Origin of the sequence: Roseibacillus persicicus (assembly GCF_014651675.1) — a bacterium.
In the GTDB taxonomy this organism is placed as follows: Bacteria; Verrucomicrobiota; Verrucomicrobiia; order Verrucomicrobiales; family Akkermansiaceae; genus Roseibacillus; species Roseibacillus persicicus.
In genome coordinates this window covers 200,878-225,919 of sequence record NZ_BMXI01000001.1, presented here as the reverse complement: position 1 = coordinate 225,919, position 25,042 = coordinate 200,878, and the positions used below count along the sequence as shown (strand labels likewise).

At 53.1% G+C, this 25,042-nt stretch carries 27 protein-coding genes; 23 read left to right on the top strand and 4 right to left on the bottom strand.

What is annotated here, in order from left to right:
- Window positions 1-50 precede the first annotated feature (50 nt).
- Window positions 51-1,169: a PEP-CTERM sorting domain-containing protein gene (locus tag IE099_RS00855; protein ID WP_189566438.1), complete on the top strand. Its 1,119-nt coding sequence runs from the start codon at window positions 51-53 to the stop codon at window positions 1,167-1,169.
- Between the two features lie 128 nt (window positions 1,170-1,297).
- Here the strand turns inward: IE099_RS00855 and IE099_RS00850 are convergent, their stop codons facing one another.
- The 3 genes from IE099_RS00850 to IE099_RS00840 form a co-directional block, all read right to left on the bottom strand.
- Window positions 1,298-2,206 carry a nucleotidyltransferase family protein gene (locus IE099_RS00850; RefSeq protein WP_189566436.1) on the bottom strand — a complete coding sequence of 303 codons (909 nt, stop codon included), beginning with the start codon at window positions 2,204-2,206 and terminating at the stop codon, window positions 1,298-1,300.
- Window positions 2,207-2,350: 144 nt separating this feature from the next.
- Window positions 2,351-3,367, bottom strand: coding sequence for an enolase C-terminal domain-like protein (locus IE099_RS00845; protein WP_189566435.1), 1,017 nt, complete (start codon window positions 3,365-3,367; stop codon window positions 2,351-2,353).
- A 95-nt stretch (window positions 3,368-3,462) separates the two neighbouring features.
- Window positions 3,463-4,155, bottom strand: a complete 693-nt coding sequence (locus IE099_RS00840) for an outer membrane protein (RefSeq protein ID WP_189566434.1) — start codon at window positions 4,153-4,155, stop codon at window positions 3,463-3,465.
- Window positions 4,156-4,466: 311 nt separating this feature from the next.
- Between IE099_RS00840 and IE099_RS00835 the strand changes: the two genes are divergently transcribed.
- The 22 genes from IE099_RS00835 to IE099_RS00730 all read left to right on the top strand — a co-directional run bounded on the left by IE099_RS00835 (window position 4,467) and on the right by IE099_RS00730 (window position 24,362).
- Window positions 4,467-5,195: a sigma-70 family RNA polymerase sigma factor gene (locus IE099_RS00835; protein ID WP_189566433.1), complete on the top strand. Its 729-nt coding sequence runs from the start codon at window positions 4,467-4,469 to the stop codon at window positions 5,193-5,195.
- Window positions 5,196-5,237: 42 nt separating this feature from the next.
- Window positions 5,238-7,745, top strand: coding sequence for an SUMF1/EgtB/PvdO family nonheme iron enzyme (locus IE099_RS00830; protein WP_189566432.1), 2,508 nt, complete (start codon window positions 5,238-5,240; stop codon window positions 7,743-7,745).
- Entirely contained in the window at window positions 7,738-8,145 is a 408-nt protein-coding gene (locus tag IE099_RS00825) for an OsmC family protein (RefSeq protein WP_189566970.1), read from the top strand. The genes IE099_RS00830 and IE099_RS00825 overlap by 8 nt, the downstream gene beginning before the upstream one ends.
- Window positions 8,146-8,483: 338 nt before the next feature.
- A complete protein-coding gene (locus IE099_RS00820; protein WP_189566424.1) occupies window positions 8,484-9,152 on the top strand; it encodes an ATP-binding cassette domain-containing protein in 669 nt (222 codons plus the stop codon).
- A gap of 22 nt (window positions 9,153-9,174) precedes the next feature.
- Entirely contained in the window at window positions 9,175-9,936 is a 762-nt protein-coding gene (locus tag IE099_RS00815) for a hypothetical protein (protein ID WP_189566422.1), read from the top strand.
- On the top strand, window positions 9,933-10,781 hold the full coding sequence (locus tag IE099_RS00810; RefSeq protein ID WP_189566419.1) for a hypothetical protein: 849 nt from the start codon (window positions 9,933-9,935) through the stop codon (window positions 10,779-10,781). Before IE099_RS00815 ends, IE099_RS00810 begins: the two co-directional genes overlap by 4 nt.
- Complete coding sequence (locus IE099_RS00805) at window positions 10,778-12,040, top strand: type IV pilus twitching motility protein PilT (protein ID WP_189566417.1); 1,263 nt, start codon at window positions 10,778-10,780, stop codon at window positions 12,038-12,040. The genes IE099_RS00810 and IE099_RS00805 overlap by 4 nt, the downstream gene beginning before the upstream one ends.
- Before the next feature lie 67 nt (window positions 12,041-12,107).
- Window positions 12,108-12,560, top strand: a complete 453-nt coding sequence (locus IE099_RS00800; RefSeq protein ID WP_189566415.1) for a prepilin-type N-terminal cleavage/methylation domain-containing protein — start codon at window positions 12,108-12,110, stop codon at window positions 12,558-12,560.
- A gap of 112 nt (window positions 12,561-12,672) precedes the next feature.
- The gene (locus IE099_RS00795) at window positions 12,673-14,412 is read left to right on the top strand and encodes a hypothetical protein (protein WP_189566414.1); all 1,740 of its coding nucleotides are present in this window, start codon (window positions 12,673-12,675) and stop codon (window positions 14,410-14,412) included.
- Window positions 14,413-14,416: 4 nt separating this feature from the next.
- On the top strand, window positions 14,417-14,956 hold the full coding sequence (locus IE099_RS00790; RefSeq protein ID WP_189566413.1) for a hypothetical protein: 540 nt from the start codon (window positions 14,417-14,419) through the stop codon (window positions 14,954-14,956).
- Complete coding sequence (locus tag IE099_RS00785; RefSeq protein ID WP_189566412.1) at window positions 14,944-15,555, top strand: hypothetical protein; 612 nt, start codon at window positions 14,944-14,946, stop codon at window positions 15,553-15,555. Before IE099_RS00790 ends, IE099_RS00785 begins: the two co-directional genes overlap by 13 nt.
- Before the next feature lie 47 nt (window positions 15,556-15,602).
- Window positions 15,603-17,267 carry a type II secretion system protein GspD gene (locus tag IE099_RS00780; RefSeq protein ID WP_189566411.1) on the top strand — a complete coding sequence of 555 codons (1,665 nt, stop codon included), beginning with the start codon at window positions 15,603-15,605 and terminating at the stop codon, window positions 17,265-17,267.
- A 36-nt stretch (window positions 17,268-17,303) separates the two neighbouring features.
- Window positions 17,304-17,873, top strand: coding sequence for a hypothetical protein (locus tag IE099_RS00775; RefSeq protein ID WP_189566410.1), 570 nt, complete (start codon window positions 17,304-17,306; stop codon window positions 17,871-17,873).
- Window positions 17,873-19,567: a GspE/PulE family protein gene (locus IE099_RS00770; RefSeq protein WP_189566409.1), complete on the top strand. Its 1,695-nt coding sequence runs from the start codon at window positions 17,873-17,875 to the stop codon at window positions 19,565-19,567. The genes IE099_RS00775 and IE099_RS00770 overlap by 1 nt, the downstream gene beginning before the upstream one ends.
- 115 nt (window positions 19,568-19,682) lie before the next feature.
- Complete coding sequence (locus IE099_RS00765) at window positions 19,683-20,696, top strand: type II secretion system F family protein (protein WP_189566406.1); 1,014 nt, start codon at window positions 19,683-19,685, stop codon at window positions 20,694-20,696.
- 13 nt (window positions 20,697-20,709) lie between these two features.
- Entirely contained in the window at window positions 20,710-21,132 is a 423-nt protein-coding gene (locus tag IE099_RS00760; protein WP_189566399.1) for a hypothetical protein, read from the top strand.
- Window positions 21,133-21,196: 64 nt separating this feature from the next.
- Window positions 21,197-21,613: a type II secretion system protein gene (locus tag IE099_RS00755; RefSeq protein WP_189566391.1), complete on the top strand. Its 417-nt coding sequence runs from the start codon at window positions 21,197-21,199 to the stop codon at window positions 21,611-21,613.
- Window positions 21,610-22,068 (top strand): hypothetical protein, encoded by a 459-nt coding sequence (locus tag IE099_RS00750; RefSeq protein WP_189566389.1) that lies wholly within the window; start codon window positions 21,610-21,612, stop codon window positions 22,066-22,068. Before IE099_RS00755 ends, IE099_RS00750 begins: the two co-directional genes overlap by 4 nt.
- On the top strand, window positions 22,058-22,810 hold the full coding sequence (locus tag IE099_RS00745; RefSeq protein ID WP_189566387.1) for a hypothetical protein: 753 nt from the start codon (window positions 22,058-22,060) through the stop codon (window positions 22,808-22,810). The genes IE099_RS00750 and IE099_RS00745 overlap by 11 nt, the downstream gene beginning before the upstream one ends.
- A gap of 21 nt (window positions 22,811-22,831) precedes the next feature.
- Entirely contained in the window at window positions 22,832-23,239 is a 408-nt protein-coding gene (locus tag IE099_RS00740; RefSeq protein WP_189566385.1) for a hypothetical protein, read from the top strand.
- A 5-nt stretch (window positions 23,240-23,244) separates the two neighbouring features.
- Window positions 23,245-23,721 (top strand): hypothetical protein, encoded by a 477-nt coding sequence (locus IE099_RS00735; RefSeq protein WP_189566383.1) that lies wholly within the window; start codon window positions 23,245-23,247, stop codon window positions 23,719-23,721.
- Between the two features lie 137 nt (window positions 23,722-23,858).
- Window positions 23,859-24,362 (top strand): DUF1287 domain-containing protein, encoded by a 504-nt coding sequence (locus IE099_RS00730; RefSeq protein ID WP_345778118.1) that lies wholly within the window; start codon window positions 23,859-23,861, stop codon window positions 24,360-24,362.
- Here the strand turns inward: IE099_RS00730 and IE099_RS00725 are convergent.
- Complete coding sequence (locus IE099_RS00725; RefSeq protein WP_189566381.1) at window positions 24,359-25,030, bottom strand: metallophosphoesterase family protein; 672 nt, start codon at window positions 25,028-25,030, stop codon at window positions 24,359-24,361. The genes IE099_RS00730 and IE099_RS00725 overlap by 4 nt on opposite strands.
- Window positions 25,031-25,042: the final 12 nt, after the last annotated feature.

Sequence of the window (25,042 nt, the reverse complement as noted above, 5' to 3'; positions counted from 1 at the left end):
GGGGGTGGCTGCTTTTCAAAACCCAAAACAAAACCCAATAGAATCAAAATATGAAAGTAACTTATTTCTCAATCCTCAGCTCTTTATTGGCGGGAACAACTCTTGTGGTTCCTGCCGCAACGCCGCTCCTCAGTGTGGGGGATTCCATCATTGCCATTGATACCGATCCGTCGGAAAACGATAGCAACTTCCCGGGAGGAGAGCCTCCGACCGCCGCAATTGATGGGGACCCTGGTACGAAGTACTTAAACTTTGGAAGAACAGGAACGGGCCTGATCGTGACGACAGGCAGCTCGATAGCGAAAAGTCTCACGGTGACCACTGGGGGAGACGCCGAGGGAAGGGATCCGACCAGCTATCAAGTCTATGGTACCAATGATGCCATCACGAGTGCGAACAATAGTGATGGTCTGGCCGAAAGCTGGACACTCTTGGATACTGGTTCGCTTTCGCTTCCGTCCGATCGCAATACCGCAGGTGCCGCGGTGAACCTTACGAATTCGTCGGCCTACAGTAGCTACAAGATCGTCTTTCCAACCATGAAAGACATTTCTCAAAATTCCATCCAGTTTAGTGAGATCCAATTCTACGACGGGCCCGATGCGACCGGGAACGCCTTTGTTACGCCTGCCAATCCGGTGGTGGCAATCGATCAGCCTGGTTTTCCTTCCAGTCGCTATCCTGGCGGAGAGAGTCCCGGCAACCTCTTGGATGGAGATGGTGTAAGCAAGTATTTGAACTTTGGGGGAATCAATAGCGGCTTCATCGTCGAGCCCTCGATTCTAGGTTCCACAGTGACCGCACTTGAGGTGTGGACTGCGAATGACGCCTCAGGACGGGATCCGGCGGCGTTTGAGATCTACGGAGCCTTGGGGGCAATGCTCTCGGATGACAATTCGTTGGGGAATCAGGAGGCTTGGACCTTGATTGCCGCCGACTCACTCAGCTTGCCCGAGGAGCGTATGGCCTCAGGGGGATTGGTGCCGATTGCTGGAGCGGATCCTTATGATATCTATAAAGTCGTTTTCACTGACTTGAAGAATCCTAATGATATTTTTCAGATATCGGAATTTCAACTCTACACCGGAGTTGTGCCCGAGCCGACGACGACCGCGACATTGGCGATGAGCTTCGGGCTTTTGGCTTTACGCCGTCGTCGCCAATCTTGAGCGGGATTCCTGGCGGATTTGTCCTGCGGAGCATTGGGAACATTCGTAGGACTTAAAAAAAGCTCCACGCGCCCGACTGACGGGCGCGTGGAGTGACTTGAAATCAAGTTCGTTTCAGAGATTGGACTCTAGGAAAGCTGGGAAGGATATTCCCCATTGGCGATCAGAGCCGACACGGCTGCAACGACCAGAGGCTTGTCGTCGGGATAGGTGACGCCAAACCAGTTGGAGGTGGTGGGCAAGATCTTGCAGGTGGCCTGGCCTTTGTCGACGAAGTCGTCAACCACCGTTGGAATGTAGCATTCGCTTTTGGGTGTATTGAGGTGTTCGGCGAGGAAGGCGGAGAAGTGGTCTTCGGTTTGCTGGAAGTAAGCGGGGGAGAAGCACCAGAAGTTCATGGAGACGATGTCTTCTTCCGAGACTTCGCGTTCGTTCTGATCGAGACCAGTTCCGCTGACGGTTCCGTTCTCTTTGCGGGATATGTCGATGACTTCTTCCACATTGGTGAGGAGCCCGTTGGAATCAGCAGTGCAGATGCCGCGATTGACTCCACCATGGTCGGAGAGAGTGTTCTTTAAATAGTAACCAACGATTGCGTAGTCGGTGGACTCGTTGCCGAGAGTATTGAGAAAATCGGCTGCGGTCTGATAGGCGTTGGCTCCATAAAAGTCGTCGGCATTGATGACTGCGAAGGGCTCATTGATGACGTCGCGGGCGGCACGGACCGCGTGCGCCGTTCCCCACGGTTTCTCCCGGTCGTCTGGAACGCTGAAACCTGCGGGGAGGTCATCGAGCTTTTGAAAGGCATAATCGATCTCGATGCGGTCGCTGAAGCGGGCGCCAACTCCCTCCTTGAAGGCTTCCGCGAAGTCCTCGCGAATCACGAAGACAACTTTGCCGAATCCCGCGCGAATGGCATCGAATACCGAGTAGTCGAGGATGGTTTCGCCATTGGGGCCCATGGGATCCATTTGTTTGAGACCACCGTAACGGGAGCCCATGCCGGCAGCTAGAACGAGGAGGGTTGGTTTGCTCATCGCAGCCAGCCTTGAAGGAATCCTTGCGAATAGTCAAGAATGTGCTGAGTGCTTCCCAAACGGAGTCAGGAAAGGAATTGAAGTGCGAAAAATCAGGCGATTTTTCTGCTGAATCGCGGGGAGCGGGGACTCTCTGTGCTTTGACTACAGCTTTTGCCAGAGAAGGGTATCCAGCAATTCGTCGAATCCCAAGCCCGTCCAGGCTACGGGATGAAACTCGGGTGTTACGGAGCCCAGGGCTTCGGTGAACGGGTTCGGCTCGAAGAGTCCGTGGGTCTGGAGACCACAGGTCCCCACGAGGCCCGGAAATTGGAGGGATAGTCGGCCCGCTTCCCAGGCTGCGAAGGCCTGTCCCAAGGGATGGTCCATGTAGCTGGTGACGACCACCCGCTGACCTTTGCCGGCCGCGGACTCAGCCAGAAGCCAAGGCTCGTCGAGAGCTGGCTTGAGGATAACGACTTGTGCGCTTTTGGCTGTGCTGAGGTTGGGGGCGGACTCGCGGTCGATGGCGAGCGGGACCCGGGTTTCGCGATGGAGTTTCTGCCAGCCTTCTTCAGAAAAAGGACAGGGGTCTTCGATAAACTCAATTTGGTCGCGAGCAGCTTCTGGAAGAGAGAGGAGGAAGTCCCGGATGTCCTCGCGAGTCGGCTTTTCGTTGGCGTCCAGTCTCCACCTGAGGGTCGGGTGATCGGCGGACGCTTCGCGTAGAAACAGGCCTTCCGCCACGAGGTTCTGGCCAACCTTCAGCTTGATGGTGTCGAAGCCGTTTTCCAGCGCCAGAGCGACTTGATCCCGATCGGGGAGGGGAAGGGTGAAGTGGGAGCGCGGGACTTCCATTTCCTCGAACATCCAGTCCTCATTCAGTCGGGCCGCGCCATCCAGTTCGGCACAGCGCAGGGCGCGACGTACGATGGGCCAGCGTCTTTTCCCTTGAAGATCCGCCAGACATTTGTCCAAGGAAGGGTCACCGAGTTCCTGCCAGGGGTGCAGGCAGGCAAATCCTTCGCCAACTTGAATCAGCGCTCCTTCGAATTCACGACGGGGGGACGCCGCGTTGAGCCTGTGGGCTCGGGATTTGAGACGATAGCGGGAAAAGTAAATATTTGGAGTGTTAGACGACAAAGGAACCCGTTCGATGGCTCGCCGGTGGGGACTTTGCAAGGGGGAATGATGGAAAAACCTCCGGTTCCAAGAAAAAGAAAGCCGACCCGCACTCGTCTGGGTGGGGTCGGCTTTCCAGCCTAACGCAGCAGAGATTAAAACTTGAAGCGACCTCCCAGCTCGATGGAGACATCGTCATTGTCATCCACATCGACCTCGTTGCCGTTGGCCAAGGTCACTGAGTAGTCGTCGATCCACATGTAGCGGGCTCCGAGAGAGAGCTCGAAGCTGTCGGTGACGTCGTAGGTCAAGCCAGCGAAAGCCTGGGCAAAGAAGCTGGCCTCGCTATCGCCAGTGGCCTCGTCGATGGTGTTGCCGGGATCGAGGAATTCGCCATCCACATCAATAAAGGCCGCTCCGGCACCTGCGCCAATGTAGAGACCCAGGCGAGGAGTGAAATCGTAGTCGAGGCGGTAGTTCAGCGTCACGGGGATGAAGGTTGCCTCAATGTCGGCATCACCTGTGAAGCTATCGCCAGGGCTGAAGTTGAACGCATCGGTGAGGTCGAGCTCGTTGCCGTCATTCTCAAGGTCGGAATAACCCACCTCTAGGAAAATCGAGTGAGTGAACATCTCGTCTTGGTAGATTTCGCGTCCGATTTGGCCTGTAAAGAAGCCCTCCTCGGCATCGATGAGGAATCCGGCCGAAGCTCCGACATACCAGTCAAGCGGGGAATATTCGACGACTGAGCCTGTGGGCTGGGGCATGGGTTCCACGGTGACGGTTTCACCTGCGTAGGCGGCGAAGGGCACGAGCGAAAGAAGGAGTGAGTATGTTGTATTTTTCATTTTGCTGTTTTCAAGATCCCCGATGCCGGGGTGTGCCAGCTCTTTGCAAACGAGATGCCATCGTCCTAAGTTGCTGATATTCAGCATCCATCCGAAGTCCTGACTTTTGACGAAGGGTCAAAGGCTTTCAAAATGCAAGAGGCTCCGTGGAATTTTGCATTGTGACGGTCTTCTTTGCTAAATTCAGCAGCTGAGGTCCGTTGGATAGGGGCCTTGCAAGGTCGGGTGAATCTCTCTCCGGAATCCCCCGTCTGACTACAGACGGAATCGGGAAAGACAATTGAGGGAAGACATGTTAACGTAAATTAAGAATGGCGAAACGAGCGAAAAAGAAAACGGCGGCGGTCAACGACGCCGACGAACCCGAGGTCGACGCCGAGGATACCAAGGCACGCAAAAAGAAGATCGAGGCGGCCTACGAAAAGACGCGCAAGAGTCTGATTGCGCGTCTCGATAATTGGGAGGATCAGAAGACGTGGGACGAGTTCTACAAGACCTACTGGCGTCTGATTTATTCCGTGGCTCTGAAGGCAGGCTTGCGCTCGGAGGAGGCCTTTGACGCTGTGCAGGAGACCATCCTATCCATCGCCAAGCAGAGTAAAAAGAATCTCTACGATCCCGAGCAGGGGTCCTTCAAAACTTGGTTGATGAACATGACCCGCTGGCGCATCAACGACCAATTTCGCAAGCGTAAGAAGGATACCGCCATGGCAATGGGCGAATGGGGTGATGAGCGCAAGACCGCCGTCATCGATCGCTTCGAGGATCCGAAAGGCGATTTGTTGGAACGAATGTGGGATGTCGAGTGGAAGCAAAATCTCGCCGAGGCCGCGCTTTCCCGCACCAAAGCTCTGGTTTCCCCCAAACAATATCAAATCTTTGACTACTATGTGGTGAAGCAGTGGGAGGCGGATAAAGTCCAGAAGCACCTTGGGGTCAGCATGGCACAGGTCTATTTAGCAAAACACCGCGTGGGCGCTGTCTTGAAAAAGGAGCTCGAGAAATTGCGGAAACTCGGGGAGGACGAAGACGACGTTTAGGATATGGCGCGGCAGGTGCGGTCAGCGCCGGAGATTCCGGATATGGAGGTTCTTCGCCAGATTGGTGGAGGATCCTATGGGGAAATCTGGATGGCGCGCTCGGTCACTGACACCTTGCGGGCAGTCAAGGTCGTCTATCGCAACGACTTTGATGATGATCGGACCTTCGAGCGGGAATTTGAAGGGATTCTCAAGTATGAGCCGGTCGCTCGAGAGCATCCCGGCCTGGTTGACATTCTGCACGTTGGCCGGGACCAGACCGGTGACGAGGAGTTCTATTTCTATGTGATGGAGCTCGGCGATGATGTGGAGCGTGGCTCCCAGATTCAGGTCGCCGACTACGAACCCCGCACCCTGCGCAGTGATATGCTGCGGTCGGGCAAGCGGCCACTCGCGGTGAGCTTCTGTGCGGAAGCCGGAGCGCGAATTTCCGGAGCGCTCGCTCATTTGCACGCCCAGGGGCTGGCCCATCGGGATGTGAAGCCGTCGAATGTGATTTTCGTAAAGGGCCAGGCTTGCTTGGCTGATATCGGCCTGGTGGCGGCCCGGGACCAGCGCACTTTTGTCGGAACCGAGGGCTTTGTTCCTCCCGAGGGCCCGGGGTCGGCGGGAGCCGATGTCTACGCGTTGGGAAAAGTGCTTTATGAAATGGCGACGGGAAAAGACCGCCTCGATTTTCCCGAGCTTCCCGATGAGCCCATCCCCAAGCCGGATATCAAGCGGTGGCTGGCGCTGAATAAGGTCATCTGCGAGACCTGCGATCCGCGCTTGAAGAAACGTCGTTATACTGACGCCGCCGAGTTGGAGGGCGTTCTTTCCATGATCCACAAGGCGCGGAGAATTCGGAAAAAGAAATCTCCGGTAGGGCTGACCCTCACAACCACCATGGTGGCGCTTGGTATTGCTGCTCTTGCGGCTCTTCCTTTGCCAGCCTTTAAAATCTCGGCCACTCCGGGCCGGGTGGTCTCGGCTCCCACGACTTCATACGTCACGGTGACCAGTATCCCCGAGGGCGCTGAGATTTATGATGGGGATGGCATTTATTTGGGAACGACTCCTTATGGACCCAAGGAATATCCCATTGGGATGGAAGTGGTCTATCGGTTGCGGTATCCGGGGCACAAGGCTGCTCCTCTGAGGGAAACCCTCGATCAGGCTGACGAAATCTTTTTGGTCAATATGACCCGCTACCCTCCGGAGCCGGGGCTGGAGTGGCGTGATTTCTTAGGCCAACGGTATTTTCCCGAGCCTGACAGCTCTCATTTGACCGGCTATTTGGTGGGACCCGTGGAGTTCGGCCGCTCGCCGGCAAGTCGCAAAAAGGGCTGGAAGGGAGTTGAGGTCAGCGAGAATGGAGTCTCGCGTCGAGTGGCTTTCGTGACCAAAGAACAAGGGCGTCAGTTTGTTTCTTGGCTGGCTCAGGAAAGCGAGGCCGACGGCGTTGCGCGGGATGAATATCGCTTCCACGTCGAGTTCGAGGAGGACGGGAATTTCGAAGGAGTCCCCGAAGAGATCTTGCAAAGCGAACTGCGACCCTTCCGGGTGCGGGTGCAGGGGATCCGAAAAGGGCGTCTCATGTTCGATACCTCGCCTCCCGGAGCTTTTGTCTACTTGAATGGCGAATATCAAGGCACCACTCCTCTGGAAGGGCTGGAGATCTTCCCGGGCGAAATGCATCTACGGACCGAGTTGGATGGCTATGAAGACTATGAGACCAAAGTGACGGTTGATGAAGGAGAGCTGATCTCTATTCCCAAAGTGGTTCTGTCCGCGACCAAGGGTATGCCGTGGCAAATCCCCGATTGGAAAAACAGTCTCGGGATGGAGTTTGTGGAGCTCGACGAAGATTTGCTGGTTTCCCGCTGGGAGACGAGGGTGCAGGATTACCAGAAGTTCGTGAACGCGACCAAGCGCGATAGCCCGGAGCCACCGGACTTTGTGCAACATCGCAACCATCCTGTGGTGAATGTGACTCGACAGGATGCCATCGAGTTTTGTGAATGGCTGACCAAGCTGGAACGTGAGCGCGAGGGCATCCGGGAGTGGCACCAGTATCGCCTGCCCACTGACTTGGAATGGTCGCAAATCGCTGGAGTCGAGTTCGAGGAAGGGGACAACCCGAGCCAGCGGGCATCCTACGAGGTCCCGGGCTTTCCATGGGGCACCGAATTTCCTCCCCAGAACAAGGTCGCGAATTTAGCGGGTTCCGAGAGAGCGCTCTACGAGCCGGGCAGCGTGATCATGGGATACAATGATGGATTCCAGAACACCGCTCCCGTGGGACGATTCGAGCCCAACAAGCTCGGGGTCCATGACTTGGGTGGCAACGTGCGCGAGTGGGTCAGTGATAGTTACAACGATGATCCTAGCTTCGGGACCACCCGGGGCGGCTCTTGGGAGGACTACACCGTCAATCACCTACGCACTGGAGCCCGACGACTCGTTCCGGCCAGCGGCACGGGACAGGGCTATGGCTTCCGAGTCGTGCTTGCAAAGTTGGAGCAAGTCGAAGAGAAGTTGGATGAGCTCGAAATCGAAAACGATGGTTGAAGTCAGCATAGATTATAAAGGGGACCTCCATTGCGAGGCCTCTCACGGACCTTCCGGTGCCAAGGTGGAAACCGATGCCCCCGTCGACAACCAGGGCAGGGGAGAGAGTTTCTCGCCTACCGATTTGATCGCGACCGCGCTGGGCACATGCATGGCAACGATAATGGGCATCACGGCCGACCGAAAGGAACTCTCTCTAGAAGGACTGCGCATCCAGGTGCAGAAGGAAATGTCCTCCGACATTCCCCGCCGCATTGTTCGGCTTCCAGTCACAATCAGTGTGCCGTTGGCGGGGTCGCACCCGTCTCGTAAGGTGCTCGAGGCTGCCGCGCTCAGTTGCCCCGTAATGGAAAGCATCCATCCGGATATTGAAGTTCCCGTGACCTGGACTTGGCTCTAGGCAGTAGGTTTTTTCCGGCGAAAATCTCAAAATTGAGAGAAATTGACGCGCCTTTGTCGATTTTTTGAGCTCGGTTCGGGATTTTGTAAAAAGTTTTGAGAGGGCTTCTTAAGGCTTAAGTTACTGACACTTTGGGGTCATGTTGACCGTGTCATAGTTGGACGGTTTGTGGCCTGTTCAAAAATATTTTATAAATATTGAACGATCTCTTGACTAATTTGTCCGGATTTCTTAACTTTCAACCGCTGGAGGTCGAAAGTTTAGGAAATTTGAAGAATCCTAATCTTGTCAGCCAAGTCGAAATTTAGTAAAGTTTTATTGAACATTCGCTACTCCTTATGAAATCCCTGTCAAAATCTGCAGAAACAACCTCCGAGATTTCCCTCTCGAGTGGTCTTTCTATCGGTTATGACAAAAGGCTCGCCGAGGTTCGCGATGATATTTCCTTGGGGCAGGGCACTCACTATCTCCTTGGTCGTAACGGTCGCGGCAAGACAACTCTCTTTCGCACTTTGTGCGGGATGATCAAGCCTCTTGACGGTGAGTATGCGGTTTCCGGTTCGTGCCGGTTCGTTTCCGAGGATCTCGTTTTCGACCATGAACTGAAGGCTCCCGCGGTTCTCAAATCCCTTTTGGGGAAAGCCGCCGCACAAGAGGCGCTCGAGTTTGCCAAAACGATCGAACTCGATTTGCAGAAGCCCTTTGGGAAGCTTTCCACTGGCAACAAGCGCAAGGTCAATCTGCTGGTTGCAGAGTTTGGGTTCAAAAACGACGGAATGGACGTCATCTTTCTCGATGAACCCTTCACCGGGCTGGATGCTCCAACCCGCCAGGCCTTCATCGATCGTTGGGCCAATGATACGAACAATGTGGTCCGCGTTGTCAGCGCGCATCCGGATTTCGACGAAATGCCCGTGCCCAGCGCACTGGTCATCAGTGATGGGGTGCTCGAGCACCAACAGTCCGAGGATATGAACTGGGGCCAACTTCGTCAGTTTTTGAACTAATTTTTTCTCCACCCACTTAGCAATGAAACTCTTTCAACTCACTTTACGAACCTTGCTCGTGCGCAAGGCTTGGGTCGTGGCGTTGTTTTGCGTCGGATTGCTTCCGTTTCTTCTTCCCATTTTGGTGCCAAGCGAATTTGCCTTGGGGCTCATCGAGCCAGCGCGGGCTCAGGCAGCTTGGGTTCTTCTTTGGTTGGTGACTACGTTCTGGCTTTTCGGCCAAGCTGCCAGGCAGGGGGACCAGAATGTAAAGTCTGGCCTGGGAACCTACTTTCATAGCATGGGCTTGGGTTCTGTGCGACAGCTCTGTCAGGTGTGGTTGGCGCATGCCGTCATCCTCGTTCCTCTCGTTCTTCTCGCCATCCTTGTCTGCTGCTTGGGCGCGGCCCCTGATGAGAATGTGGGTTCTTGGATTCTCACCAATCTGCAATACGGAGTTCTCTTCTTGGTCGTGACTTTGCCTCTGATGATGCTGGCCACTGCTCTGGGCAGCCGTTTTGGTACGCTGATTGGTTATCTCGTAACGGTGGGTATTACATTCTACGGTCTCTACGGAGTCGGTTATCTGGAGGTGGCGACCAAGGTCGAGAGCAACGGTCTCATCCGCCTCGTCTATGCCATTTCGCCTCAATATCACTTGGCGGACCTGACTGAACAACTGGTGTTTCAGATGGGAGCACTCAAGTTCACCCTTTTCCTCAACATCCTCGTCTATCTAGGAGGGCTATCCCTCATCACCTCAGCGAGCTCGTTTCTCGCTCATCGGACCACTGCAAAAGCATGAATATCAAATCAAATACCTTTGGATTTGCTGCTCCCGTTTTTGTTCTCGGGGCAGTCCTGGTGGCCGCTTCTTCTGCTCGCTTGGAGCAGGGTGGACACTTCGAATATCAGCCGAATCCGGGAGCGCTTGCAAAGAGCCCGTTCGGCCGCACGGTCGGCATGGCCTTGCAGGGTCCCATCACTCGGTTCTGGGATAGGGGAGTGGGCAAGATCGAAAAGAAGGCTGAGCTTCAGGCCGCCAATCGCCCTGATGAACAGCTTTTCAATTGGGTTACGGAGCTTCGTGAAGCCAAGACTGAGGTTGGAGTTCCTGTCGACCTGAGTGACCAATATTCCGAATATGCAATGGCGCGTATCGAGAAGAAGCTCTCTCTCGCCTGGAAGATGGATCCACGCAACTTCGCGAACTATGCCATCTATCAGATGTTCCTTTGGGAAGGCTTCAATGATGAAGTGATTGATTCCGAGCTGAAGGTTCGTGAATTGTCCCTGAAGACCCTGGAAACCAGTCTCGCAGATAAAGAAAGTCCCGTGAGCCTCCTCACAGCTGGTCAGGCCGCCTATGATTTGGTCTTTGCCGCCCGGACTTCCAAGGACCAAGACCCTGCGGAAGCTCTCGCGGACATCAGAACTTACAGCCAGATGTTACCTGAGATTATCTCTGGTTACGACGAAGTGGTGGAGGTGATGAAAGCTGACGGACGCTGGGACAAGTTTTCCGACATCAAGAAGCTCGAGTTCTCTGAGCGCAAGGCTTACCTCGATCACTTGAATAATGAGACTCGCAATGTTGCCGAGCAACTCACTCAATCCTCAATCCGTAACGAGGAGGGCCATAACTCATGACCGCACTCGCACCACCTCCTATTCCTCCCGCCAGCGAAGTGATTGCTGCTCCTACTTTGGACGCTTCCAGCCTGACTGGGACTCAGCTTCTGGGCTATATTTTCGAAGAATGCGAGCGTCGCAATGTTTCCGATATTCAGGTTCGCTCCAATCGTCATGTCTTTGTCGAAACGAACAACGGCATGGAGTGCGTTGATTCGCTGGGAGTTCTTTCGCAGGAGGCCGTGAAGTCGGTCTACGAAGCTCTCATTCTCAATCGCGAAAGTGCCAGTCACGGTTTTGGGAGCGCTGCTTCCAACAACGAGCGGGGAGATGCCAAGGTTCGCCAAGCTTTCGAGAAGATGCGCACCGACCGGGTGGACGACTTTTCTTGCAATGGAATTCCTTTGCCAAACGGCGAGGTCTCTGGCCGCTTGCGGATTCAGGCCCACCTGTCTTCCTCGGGACTGGGACTGACTTGCCGGATTCTGAATGATTCCATCCCGCCTCTCGATGTCCTCGGAATCGATCCTGACACCATGCATTGCTTGCGCCAGGCTGTGAAGCGGCGTGCGGGCCTTTGCCTGGTCACCGGACCTACTGGTTCAGGAAAGTCTACCACCCTCGCTTCTATTATCGACTGGTTGCGCCAGAATACGGCCAAGCACATCGTGACCGTGGAGGATCCGGTGGAGTATGTTTACCCTCATGATCAGGATGCTCCCGACGGGAGTGGAGCGAAGGTCCCATCAAAAAGCGTCGTTACCCAACAGGAAGTCGGACGCGATCTGGAGTCTTATCGCCAAGGTTTGAAAGACGTACTCCGGAAGGCGCCCCACGTTATCCTGGTAGGGGAGATTCGCGACCGGGAAGCCATGGACACTTGCCTCGAGGCAGCTCAAACCGGTCACCTCGTTCTCTCAACTCTTCACACCACTGGAGCGGTGAAAACCATGGGACGGATTCTGGAAATGTATCCTTCCGAACGCCAACAGGCCGTTCTCAACCGTCTCGGTGAGATGCTGGTCTGCATCATGTCCCAAGGCCTCCTCAAAGGAGTCGAGCGCCGGGTCCTGACCTACGAATTTCTGCAAAACAACGATGACCGGACTGCCAGTTCGATCATGAATTACTCCAAAGGAAAGCAGTCCCTCGAAGACGTCATCCGCGCTGCCGGAAACGTCGAGTGGGATGCCAACCTGACGCAGCTTCTGCGCAAGGGGTTGATTACAGAAGAAGCTTTTGAGAATGCACGCATGAACCGTTCCGACGGAATCTAAGTGCGGACTTGAAAACCGCGTTTTACCGAACGCAAAAAAAACAAAACAAAACAAACCGAAAAACATAATGAAACTGACTAACACCAAGACTAACAAGTCTAACAAAGGAATGACCCTGATCGAGCTTACTGTTGTAATCCTCGTTCTTCTTTCCCTCATCAGCGTCCTCTTCATCGGCGCTCGTGCGTGGATGCGTGGTTCTGACCGTGCCAACGCGGCTCTCTTGATCCGCAACGCCCAGCAGGGTGTTCGCTCACACTCCAACATCATGGGTGTTGAGACTCCTGCCACTGGAGCTGGTGAAATTGCATGGCCTGCTGCCGACGACCTCTCTGACGAGATCTTCGGACCTGGTAAGTATGTCGAGACTGCTACTATCAGCACTCCTCCTACTCACCCTGCTGCTGGAAATTCCTTCATCGCCGCTGGAACTGACTTCGACTCCGTTCCTGAGTTGGGTTCACTCTACATGACCTCTAACGCTGACGCTGCTTTCTACGCTCCTAGCGGAGTCCAGTAAGCCGGCTTAGACCGTCCTATTTCAGCCTCTTCGAATTCTCCGGAATTCGGGGGGGCTTTTCCCCTCCTCAGGGGACTTTCCCCTCGTTTTTCTCCCTTGCCCGCTTATTTCCATGGAAACCGAAGACACCACTCCCAATCTCCTGAAGGATTACGGCTATGCCCGCAGCCTTCTCAAAAACACCTCTCGCGGAAAGAATCCCGACTGGTATCGTGATGCTCATCTTCTTTCCAGTCGCCTACACCTTTTCGAATCAGGCGAAAACTATCTCGCTTACTTCTGGAATGAGACCGCTGCCAAATGGGTCAGCGTCAAATCCATTCCGCTCTCCGCCGATGCCGAGGCTTTAGAAGAATATATCCAGTATCTGCGTAGCGAAGTCTTCCCCGGAAGTTGCCGCTCACTGGGTGTCGTTCTTCATTTGAATCAAGAGGCCTCGGTTTTCGATTTCCCGCAACAAGAATGGGAAGAGCTTCATCAAACTTCTCTTCGTGAGCTGATTCTTCACGATCCCGCTCTGGTCCTTCAGGACCGGACTCTTTCTTCGGAAACGATGTCTTTCCGAGTTTATCCAACTCCCGCATCTCCCCAGGTCACGACCTCCGGTTCTGCGGTGGCAACTAGTCGCCGGGGAGAAGAGCTGTTGCGTGAGTTCCGCGAGATTGGGAACCGTTCCAACTTCCCAATTCGGACTGCTGGGATCAGCTCTCCGCTCCTTCTCCTCTCTCGTCTGCCCCGGACTCTTGGTCCCCAAGAGAAGGCGTTTTGTATCATGCTGCGCTTTGAGGATTTCTCTTTCTTCGGTTTCTACTCAGCGCAAGGGGAGTTGATTCTTCTTCGCTCGATCAAGCATACCGCCAAACAGCTTCCTCACAGTCTCGAGTCCACGCTTGCTACTACCGCTGCTTCTGTGGAATTGGCGGACTTGGGCTTGAAAGTCTTTGATTGTCGTTTGACTCCCGGCCAGCCCTTGGATGAGGAGCTTTCCGCTCTGCTTTTCAATCTGAATTACCAGGTCTTTCTTCCACCCTCGTCGGAAGAGATGGCGTTGCCCATCGAATTGAGCACTTTCCAAATCGAAGACGACAATCCAGAGCTCGCCTTTGCCGAGACCGAGACTTTCGGGACGACTATCGCGGAAGGTTACCACCTGCAGGATTTTCTCTCAGCCTCGGCTGAAGAGTTGGACCGCATGCCCGGTGCAGCTGATATGAAGCTGTTGAGAATCGGGCGTCTGGTCACACGTTTGGGTATCGCTGCATGCGTCCTCTTTGGCGCCTTCACCGTAGCGACTTCATTCATGAAAATGTCTTCTCCCGACTGGAAGCAGGGAAAGAAGACCACCTCGCAGGCGGCGGTATTGTCTCGCGACCTGAAAAAGGTCAAAGCCACCGAACGTTTTCTTGCCGACCGTTCCAAAGGTTGGGTGACTCTCGAGCTGTTTGCCCGACTCTTTCCCTTGGACGGCACGGTGCAATTCTCCGATGCCGAACACGTGGCAAGTGCGGAATCCGTAACTAGCAAAAAGGTAGTCGCCGCAGGTCTCGTCAAAAAGTGGACGATTAGTGGATTCGCCATGGAGGAGGCCACTAACAGCCTGGTGCGCTTAAATACCCAGGAAGGAATGGGAGACGTTTTCAATGTGGTTAAAGAGACGACTGGAAACAGCGCCTTCGATTTGAGCCAGAAGACACGGAACCTGATGGTGAATTTGGACCTGTCGGAGAATCCCAACTTCAGCCGAGCCGCCGAGCCCTCGACCGAACAGTCATTTCCTTACAAATTCTCGCTTCAAATCACCCAGCGAATTGAGGCCGCCGACAACCTCGCAGTTCCAATCACAAAACTTTAAATTTATGAATCCACGTTACAAGACTGGCATCATTCTCTTTGGGGCGGTAGCGCCTTGTTTGATTCTATTGATCATCTTCGGGGTGTTGGCCTCTCAGAAGGCCCGAATCAGCGAGGAGTATACCAAGCGGAAAGGGGTCTATACCAACAATGAGAGATCGGAACGAACGGCCAAGGGAATTAAGGCCCAGCTGTCAGTTTATAAAGAGCGCGAAGGCCACTGGGATTCGCTCCTCAAAAACTCCGACGTCGGATCGGTGACCGGTCTTTTGAAGGAAATCTCTTCCAGCTACAGCGCGGGGGAGAAGTTCCGCCAGAATGACTTCAAGTTCGTCAATCGCGAGACTGGAATCGGAGCCGCTAGCCAGCAGCCTAGCGTGACTTACAACATTTCACTCAGCGGAACCTACCAGGCGTTGCAAGAGAGCATTCTTTCTCTGGAGTCGCAAATGCCAAACCTCAGTCTCAATTCCCTCGACCTCAAACCGCAGAAGGAAGGTCAACTTCTTGAAGCAGAACTCTCCTATTCAGCATGGATCAACTAACTAAAGTTTTCTCAATTCTCGCAACCTTCGCGATCTCGAGCCCAGCGTTAGCCCAAGGGGCAAATGCTTCCAAAGGGAAGGTTCTCGTTGATGCCCGGGATCAAATCGGAGCGATTCAAGAATACATTTCGCAGCAGAAGTCCAAGCTCGCCATTCAAGGAAAGAGCACGGACATCTTTGGTTTGCCTCAGGACCCCAAGAAGGCAAAGGCGATCGCGGTAGCGACTACGAAACGGACTGAAGTCGTCAAGAAGCCGACTCTGCCCCTGCAGCGCGTGCTTGATGCCTTGCCTTTGACAATGATGGACCCAGTGGGAAATCGCATCATCATTAACGGAAGCCCCCCAATCAAAGCCGGTGAAAATCTCGAGCTTGCGGTGGGAGGGGAGACCGTCCTACTCCGCTTGGAAGGGGTTCGCTCCAACGGGGCCTACTTCCGCGATATGAAGACCAAGAAGCTGGGCCTTCGCTCCATGACCAAGCTTCCAAAAGGAATTCAACGGGGTGGAACCCGCTCGAATGGTCCCAAGGAAATTCAACGAATCGACCTCAATCAATCTCAGACTATCAAGGTCGATTTGGACCTTGCCAGTGACTAAGAATCACCCCCAACCCGTTCACTTTTTCTCTAACCCTTGCCAAAACTATGAAACTGCTGCCACAAAACTTGAAGACACTTGCTGTCGTTCTCCCACTCGCGACGGCCTTGCCGCTTTTCGCACAGTCGCCGGAGGAGCTTCCTCCCGCTCAACCGTCGACCGAGGAACTTCCTCCCTTCGATGATTACCTCCCCGAGCCTGCAGCAGTTGAAGTGGAGATGCCTCCTGCTGAAAACAATTCCGTGCCTGAAGGCATGCCCATGGAAGAGCAGATCCCCGTCGCTGTTCCGGCAATTGAAAAAGCTTCCGGTGCGTACCAACTGACGGACGCGAGCCTGAACGATGTCTTTCAGCTTTTGGCTGAAGAAGCCAATCGTCAGTATTTCCACAATCCGCGTATCGGATCTGATGAATACAAGGTGACTGGCCGCCTCATTCCTGGTGACCCATTGAGTAAAATGGAAGAGCTTGCTTTTCAATATGGTCTCGAGATGTATGAGAAGGGGAATACCGTCTATGCCCTGACCAAAGATCAAATGACTGATCTTCCCAGCAAGGAGTGGCACTATCAGTTGCGCTACCTTCGCCCGAGCGATATTGAAGTGATTAAGAACTTGGTCACACCTTACCTTTCTCCTGGAACAGGTCTGGTAAACTTCGAGCCAAAGACCCGCACGGTTGTGGTTATTGATACTCCCCAGCGAATCGAGCGGGTTGAGAATTTCTTCAGGCAGGTCGATAAGCCTCAGGGGCAGATCGTTGTGGAGGTTAAGATTCTCTCGGTAAATAGCTCTGCGGTTTCTCGCTTGGGTACAAACTGGAGTTCTACCCTTGGCTCAAATGGTCTTGGCTTGGGAGCAATCGCTGACTTGAGTTCACTGTTTGGTGTCACCTCCAGCAGTGCGACTGGCACTACAGGGACGTCCTCCACCGGTGATAGCAATTTTGTTCTTTCTCCGTTCGAGTTGAACGGGGTGATTCGTGCACTGAATGAAGGAAATCTGGTGAATCAGAAGTCCAATCCAGTGGTTATTACTGAGGATAATGAGCAAGCTGTTATCTCGATTATTGACCGTGTTCCGATTATTACCAGTGAGACTTCCCAAGGAACGGGTGGAACTACCATTACTGAAGAAGTTCGCTACACCGTGGATGAGAGTGACCCGGTAGGGGACCCTGCCTCTACTCGTGAAATTGGTATTACCGTTGCGGTGACACCTTCTTTGCTGCCTGACGGAACCATCCGCCTCAAGATGCGTCCACGCTCGGCGCAAGTTGTCGAACAGGTGGAGGGTGTTACTGGCAATCGCTACCCTCGCGTTGCAGAATCAACTATCGATACAATCGCACGAATTCCCAATGGGCATTCACTCTTGATCGGTGGGTTCTATTCGGAAGCTACTTCGAAAGATGGAACAAAGGTTCCACTGTTTGGCGATGTTCCTCTTCTGAACTTCTTGTTCAAGAGCAAGAACACTTCCCGTGAGAGTTCGAGCCTCATTTTCGTGGTGACTCCAACTTCATACTCGCCTGAAGATGAAGCTCGCAATTACGCGACCACCCAACGACTGAGCCGCTCCTTGTCTCTCCCTGCTGGACATCAGTCAATCAATCCCCTCGAGCCGGGACCGGCCCACGAAGCTGACTATTGTCGCACCATGCGTGCAATTCGCCGTGACCTTTCCCGTGAGTCGGAAAGCTTCCGTCGATAGAATTCAAAGCCTCTGCCCCCATCCTTAAACATCCCCATGCAGTTAATGGAAAAGACCCCAGTTGAAGAATCGGTCCCCCAATCCGGATCTTCGACTGGTGATCTCGTCGAGCAGGTCCGGGAAGAAACCATCCAAGCCCTTATCAAAACCGGTATCATCCGGGATGCGGAAGGGGAGGGGTTTCGGAACTATCTGGTAGCGCAATCTATCGGAGTTGGCGACATTCTCCCGGTGATGGCGCAGCTCAGAGGTATTGATGAGTTGGAGCAAGCGACTGCGGTCGCCCAGTGGGGGCGGCAAATCGGGCCGGCAATCAAGAAGCGCTATTCGCTGATCCCTTTTGCGGGCAAACTGCTGGGTTCTGTTTCACTCTTCGATTCTCATCCTGAGATCAAGGAGGCTGCTGCTTCCGTGAAGTGTCCGCTCATCTTCGCCGAGGATGCCGACGTGATTGGCTTCGGGACAATTAATCCGGTCGCAGCCACGAAGCTCGGTGAGCATGTGGCGGACTTGATCCAAAATCGTTCGGGAGTTCGTCCTTATCTTTCACTCTTTCTACTCGAGCTGGGTAGTTGGGAAACAATCTGTGGGAGGCAGTTCGCGTAATGATTGAATTTGATGGAATCAAGTTTAACGACGTCGTCAGCAAGCAGATTATTACCTGCTTGGGCACCCATGACGCTACCCATGGCACCCTGACTCACGACCAGATTGCCAACCGAGTGACACGTCCCGTCTTTATGGCCGCTGTCGCGGAGATCAACGGATTGGCATTCTTACCAAAGCTAGCCGAGTTCTGCGATCCCGCTCTGTTGGAGAAGTGCGATCCTGCCATCTTGACGCGGGAGGGCTTTACCCCGATTTGTGTTACCGATGGCGCTCTCTTGGTGGCGATTGCCAATCCTTGGTCACAGTTGCCGGATGAGTATCTTTCTCTTCGCTTTCCAGACTATCGGATTGAAAAGGTCGTTACCACCTCGTCGGAAATTAGCGGAGCGATTGAGCGTCTTTCTGGTGCGGCTGGTCCCAACCAATCGGAGTTGGAGGGAATTGAGGTCGAGGACGACGACGATAAGATCCAGGACTTCAATGTCACCACCGAGTATGATGAGCCGATCGCCAACTTGGCAGCGACAATTCTCTCGACCGCAACCAAGCTTCGCGCATCGGATATTCACTTTAAGGTAGAGAAAGAGGTCTTCTACTATTGCTTCCGGGTCGATGGAGACTTGGGAGATAAGATAGAGGTTCCCATGAAGCTGAAGGATCGTATTGATGCCTTCTTTCTAAGCTTGATGAAGCTGCCAACGGAGACGCGTAATACTCAGCCGGGGATTTCGGGCCGTTTCACTATTTCCTATTTCCATCGCCCAATTGATATTCGTTACGAGCGGCACCGCACCTACCGTGGTTATCACGTGACGATGCGACTCTTGGACAAGAGTCATATCAATGTCACCTTGGGGAAAGGCTCTCTTGCCTTTGACGATGAAACTTTGTTCGAGTTGGACCGGGTGATGAAGGTCCCAGCGGGGATTATCGTAATGAGTGGTCCCACCGGTTCTGGTAAGTCGACTACGCTAAACGCTATGTTGCGGGAGCTGAACCGTCCGGAAGTGAACATCTTGACCCTGGAAAACCCTGTGGAGGATGAGATTGCCGGGGTGACGCATTGCGACTTGAAGAATGCCGACGAGTTCAAGCCGATGATTACTTCATTCATGCGGAGTGACCCCGATATTATTCTAATGGGTGAGGTTCGTGACTTGGAGTCGGCGGAGCTTGCCGTGGAAGCGGCGGTAACCGGGCACAAGGTTCTCACCACCATTCACACCCCTCGGGCATCGCAGATTATCGAACGTTTCGAGCAGTTGGGAATCGAGCGATGGAAGATTGCTCAGACGCTGAAAGCCGCTTGTGCGCAACGTCTTCTCAAAGTTCTTTGTCCTCATTGCAAACAAAAGATGGATGGGATTGGCGAGAGAGAGCGACGCATCTTCAATCTCGGCGAAGAGTGGGCGGATCGAACCGTCTATAAGGCGTTGAAGGGGGGGTGCTCGGAGTGCAGACAGAGCGGATATTCCGGACGCTCTGCAATCCTGGAGATTATTCCAATTACCCCAAAAATTTCTGATGAACTTTCCAAGGGAACCCTGACTCCATATGAATTGGAATTGAGGGTTCAAGAAGAGGGCAAATTGCCTAACTTGCGCAAGAGTGGACTGAAGAGTCTGGCGGAAGGTAAAACCGATCTTGCTGCCTTAAGTAAGGTTATTGACATGACTTATACCGATGAATAGCACCACAACAGCAAGCCAAACTACTTCTGTTCGTAAAGCCAAGCCGGCTGCGAAACCTCTATTCTCGTTTGGGTCAAAAGGTCCCAAACTGCTTAAAAAGAAGGAGCAGCTCCAGATGTTTCGCGGCATAGGTTCGATGCTGAAAGCTCAGATCAACACCGCTGATGCCGTTCGCTTCTACGCCCAGGGTCTTCCTGACAAGGTTCTTTCCTCCGACCTGATGAAGGTCAATCGGGAGATTACCGCAGGGGTGACAATTCAAGAGGCGTTCCGTAAAACGGGGCGCTTCAACGACATGACCTTAGGCCTGATTCAGGCCGGTTCGGATTCCGGACAATTGGACCGGGCGTTCACCGCATTGGCCAAGCGGATTAAGTCCGACCTGGTTTTTGAGGCAGCCATTCGCAAAGCGACCATCATGCCGTCGATCGTGATTTCGATTCTCATCGGAGCATTCATTATGGCGCAGGTGAAGATCGTGCCTCAGGTGGAGGAGATGTTGACAGATGTCGGCCAAGAGCCCGATGGCTTCACCGCGATTGCCTTCAAGGTGAGCCATTTTACGCAGGATGTTTGGATGTTTGCTTTGCCGCTCTTTATCGCGGCAATTTGTACAGTTGCCTTCGTTGATAAAGTCCGAAATTTCGCGATGGTGATCCTGATGTCCAAGTGGCGAACCTTTCGTCTGTTGGTAATGACCTTGAGACAGTCGACGTTCCTTGGCACGATGGAGTTGCTCTACTCGAACGGAATTAACTTGGCTAAGTCCATCCGGGTTTCCGCGAATAGTGTAAAGCGAACTCCCTTTTACAAAGAGTTGCTCACAGCTGCAGACAAGTACGAACACACTGGTGTTCCCATCACGACTGCATTTGGAAAGTACACCTCCGCTGACGACCAGGTGGTCCACATGTTGGCGATTGGCGAGCGCACCGCGTCCCTGGACGTGCAGTTGAAGCTCCTCTCCGAGATGCTGGAAGAAGAAGCTCAGAATCATATGAGCGACTTCACCAACATGCTCAACCTTCTGGTTCTCGTTATTGCGGTCATGTTGATCGCCTCTGTCTTCATCGGAACCTTCATGCCTATCTTCATGATGGGGCCGAAGATGATGAACTCCGGATTCTAACCACCCTAATACTATGCTCACTCCAGTCGATCATTGGCTTCGTGAAACTTTTCTTCTCGAAACTCATTTCTATTGCCTTCGTTTGCCGGAGAAGGTGCCGTCCGGGGTGAAGGTGAGGGAGCTCCCTAATAGCCCAACGAGCAAATATCGCTATCGCCTGATTGCCCGCTCGAATCGCTCGTCGGATCAGATTGTCAAAAAGATGAATGAAGAGGGACTCATGTTTGCGACTCAAGTCGTTGAGAAAAAGACCCCTCTGAAGCCACTCATCGCGCCGAAAGGGGGGAGTGTCCTGCTGAATGTGTTCTGGATGTTCTCATTCATGGGACTCACGTTTGGGGCTCTCAAGTTGGTAAAGACGATGAGCAACGATGAGGTTTTTGTGGAAAATCTTAGGGGAGCAGTGGCGCTCTTCATGGAGACGGGAGAACCTTAAAATCGCTCATTTGATTTTTTAAAAAATTTGTTTAATATTTCGGCTTCTTTGATAGTCTCTTGGCATGAAATTGCGTCGAGAGTCACGAAGTCGAGATAAGAGTCGGGGTTTGACTTTGATCGAGATGACTGTGGTCATCTTGATTCTCCTAAGTTTAACTGGGGCATTTTTCGCATCCGCTGGTTCGATAGGTGACTGGCAGAAGGCCAAGGAAGCTTCCAGTCTGCTACGGGAAGTTGAGGTTGCGCAGATAGATTTTCTAGCAAACAACCCTCAACGTGCGGTCGGCACTCTGACCGTGGCAGAAGTGGCAGGCTATTTGCCCGGTAGCCCAACCGCATTGCCGACAGTTGAGGATTTGGAAGGGAAGACTCTCACAATTGATGTGAGCGTTTCTCCTCCGGTATGTCGAACTAGTGGTGGTGATGTCTATGACCCGTCCGGTTCGTCACAAGATTCATTATGGGATGTTGGTAAATGATGAAAGCTAATCTCATATTTGCTTTCTGTTTGGGAGCATTGACTTGTTTGGGAGAGGAAGAGCTTCTTCCTTCTTTGACGCCTCTTGCTGGACAAGAGGAAAGTGTGTTTCGTGAGATTGGTTCGTTTCAGGTCACCAAATCCGTGGTCACCAGACTGGGTGAAACTACGGAGGTGAATAAGGGCGAGCTTATTCTTCGAGTCTTTACCGATGGAATCGATATCCGATTAAGTCCCGAGGGACAGGATGAGGATTTTCTGGCCTTTCAGATCTACCGCAGTGGTGGGGTCTTCGATGTCGATGGGGAAAACCTAAGCCCCGGGGTGCAGGCTTTTTCAGATCAGGGAGAAGTCGTAAGACATCTGGTGATCAACGCCAAGCTATTAACCATTACCAAATTTCCAACATCATCAAGTGATGTTGAAATCATTTACGCAACCCGATATGAGCGCTGAAGGATACCGAATTCGTCGTCTGGACCAGAGTACCGAGTTAATCGATACGAATGAATCATCCAAGGTGGAGCCTTTTCCGGTGCGCCGTTGGAACGAACCTCTTCCGATCGCTGTAGAAGGGCGAGCTGTGCCCCATGCAAATACGGAAAAGCTGGAAGCCAAATCTCTATCTCGTTTCTATCCTCCGCTTTTGTTTCTGAGCACAGCCTTGACTGGGGTTTTCTTTTTTCTCTATCTCACGAAGCCGGTGGTGGTTGAGTCCGTGACCCCGGCGATGGGAGCTGTTGTCCCAGCTGTTGGCGCCGCAGAACCTTCTACCGAAGCCCCTCCGATGGTGGCCGAGGAGGAGTTATCACCATTTCCAGATGAAATGATGATTCCCGGAGAAAACCTTCCCGGATTACAGCCGCTCGCGGCCAACTCGGACCGGGAAGCGCCGCCGGCCATGCAGTCGACGACTCTCGGGGTTGAACAAATTGTTCAAGTGGAATCCCTAAATGGTGAGCTGGAAGAATTCACAGTTTCGCTGCCCGTGCTTTATCCTGAAAATATGCTTTCCTGGAACGAAAGTTCCATCGTGGAAGCCCAACGTCTCGCGGAAGAGATTGAACTCCATCTTGAGCAAGTTCGTGCTGTGCAAGCGAATGGTGTTCAGCTCTTGGAAGACTGGAACCGTCTCGTGTCTGGTTCAGTTCCGAAGGAGGTCTTGCTGGACGAAGCGAGTCTGAGTCTTTCCAAGTAAACTATTTTAACCTTTTCGACTTTGAAAACGATCTCGATAACCCTCCTGCTTGCGGCCGCTTCACTAGCGGCTTCTGAAAAGGCGAAGGAAGAAGAACCGTCTCCCGAGTTTCGGGTTGTAGGAGAGGTGCCGGAGGGCTGGGAGGTTGTGGAGCTCACGGAAGCTCCCGCGATAGAGAAGATTGTGACCCTCAAAAATGGAGACGAGAAGCGACTGTTCCTGAAGCCTTTTGTTCTGAAACCACAGCACGATGATCAGCCGAAGTTCTCGGTGTCGAACCCCGGTAAGGTGAAGGCTGGTTCTGACTTGAAAGAGCTTCTGGAAGATCAGAACTCTAATATTTCTCACACTTCCGAGGAGATGAGTGCCGTTTTGGCGCGGCTGAAGCAACTTCTCCTTTCCCTCCCTGACCCAACCGAATCCAAGTAAATTCTATGAGCCCACAGTTGATCATTATCAGTTCGGCCATGTCCCTCGGCGGGATGGCTTCCATCGGTTTCAATCACTACAATGAGGTGGAGAAGCAGGTCGCCACTTTCCACGAAGAAAAGGAAGAAGAAGTTCAGCGGGTTGAAGTCGCCGAAGTGGGAGAGAGGGTCGAGTCCGCGATTCTCGATGTGAAGGAAACTTTCCGTACCGACTTGGAAAAAAGCAATGAGGGGCTGAAGGAGATCATCCGCGATATGAATACCGAGATTGCGGTGCTTAAGTCTCGGCAGAACTCTCACGATTTGCTGATGGAGCGATTGGAGAGAGAGCAGACTTCCTTGGGATTCAAGATCGAGACACAAGCAGAGTCATTTCGTCCTCTGCGAGCAACCGAGAGCCGTTTTGTAAGAGTCAAATCAGAGGGGGAGGCCGAATCCCATCCTCTCTTGCCTCCGGTTGATTCTTGGACTAGTGATTACTAGTGAACAGTTTTTCGAGTCCGACTATCTGTAGGAGAAGAGCGATCTGTTCGCTTCTTTATTTATTCCTCTTTGCAGGGTTTTGTCAGGGCCAAGATGAGGCGAGAACTGAGAGCACAGCGGCTGAAAAGAATAGTGCCATCGCTACTGCTGCTCGCGGGCAAATCGGCGTAACTATCCGATACGTGCCAGACTATGTGTCAATGGAGTATCCGAACGGAGATGTCCCGAAAGAAACCGGGGTCTGCACGGATGTCGTCATCCGAGCTTTGCGAAAGACAGGGCAGGATCTCCAAAAACTGGTGCACGAAGATATGCGGGCGAACTTTTCGCACTATCCCAAGAACTGGGGCTTGAGTCGAACTGATAGAAATATTGATCATCGACGGGTTCCCAATTTGAAAACATTTTTCAAGCGGAAGGGAATGTCGCTGCCCGTCACGCAGAAGGCCGGCGACTACAAGCCTGGTGACCTGGTTACTTGCACTGTTGCTGGCAAGCTGCCTCATATTATGGTCGTTTCAGATAAGAAGAGCAGGAGTGGAGTTCCCTTGGTTATTCACAACATTGGATCTGGCACTCGCGAAGAGGATCGTCTCTTTGATTTTCCAATCACGGGCCACTACCGGTTCTATCGGGATTAAGACTTTGGTAGTGAGAGATCCAATTTTCCATCCCTCAACTCTCCATTTTCATCAGCCTGGATATAGGCTCCAGTCTCCAGCGTAAGAGCGGTTAGAAAGCCTCCGTGGACGCAACCGGTATCGAGGCAGACGTGCCCGCTTTCCAGAGCCGGGGAACGGTCCTCTTGAGGGGTGTGTCCGCAGATCAGAAAGAGTCCGTCCTTGCGGGGCTTCAGATCGCGAAACCGGGACCAATATAGATCTTCGTCGTCACAATCCTCCACGGTCTTATCGAAAGGCGGGGTCGCGTGGGTGAGTAGAAATTCACCTTCGATATAGTGGGGTTTAAGCTGATCAAAGAAGTCCCAATGACTCTGCGGGACATCTTTCAGTGAACGACCTCCGTAGGAAGCCATCGTTTCGATCCCTCCATTGAGCTTCCAAAATGATGAGGCAGGGGGGCCCTTGCGGGCTTCTTCCATCATGATTTCGTGATTGCCCCGCAGGGTGACCAAATTGATCTCCTCTTGCAGCTGCAGGAGTCTGTCGATCACTCCTTTGGAGGCTGGACCACGGTCTACATAGTCGCCCAAGGTGACCACGACATCGTCAGCACCAGGAGAGAGTAACTCTATCAAGGTGTTGAAGGAATGCAGGCAGCCGTGGATATCCCCGAAGACGTAGGTCATGAACACCCCCAC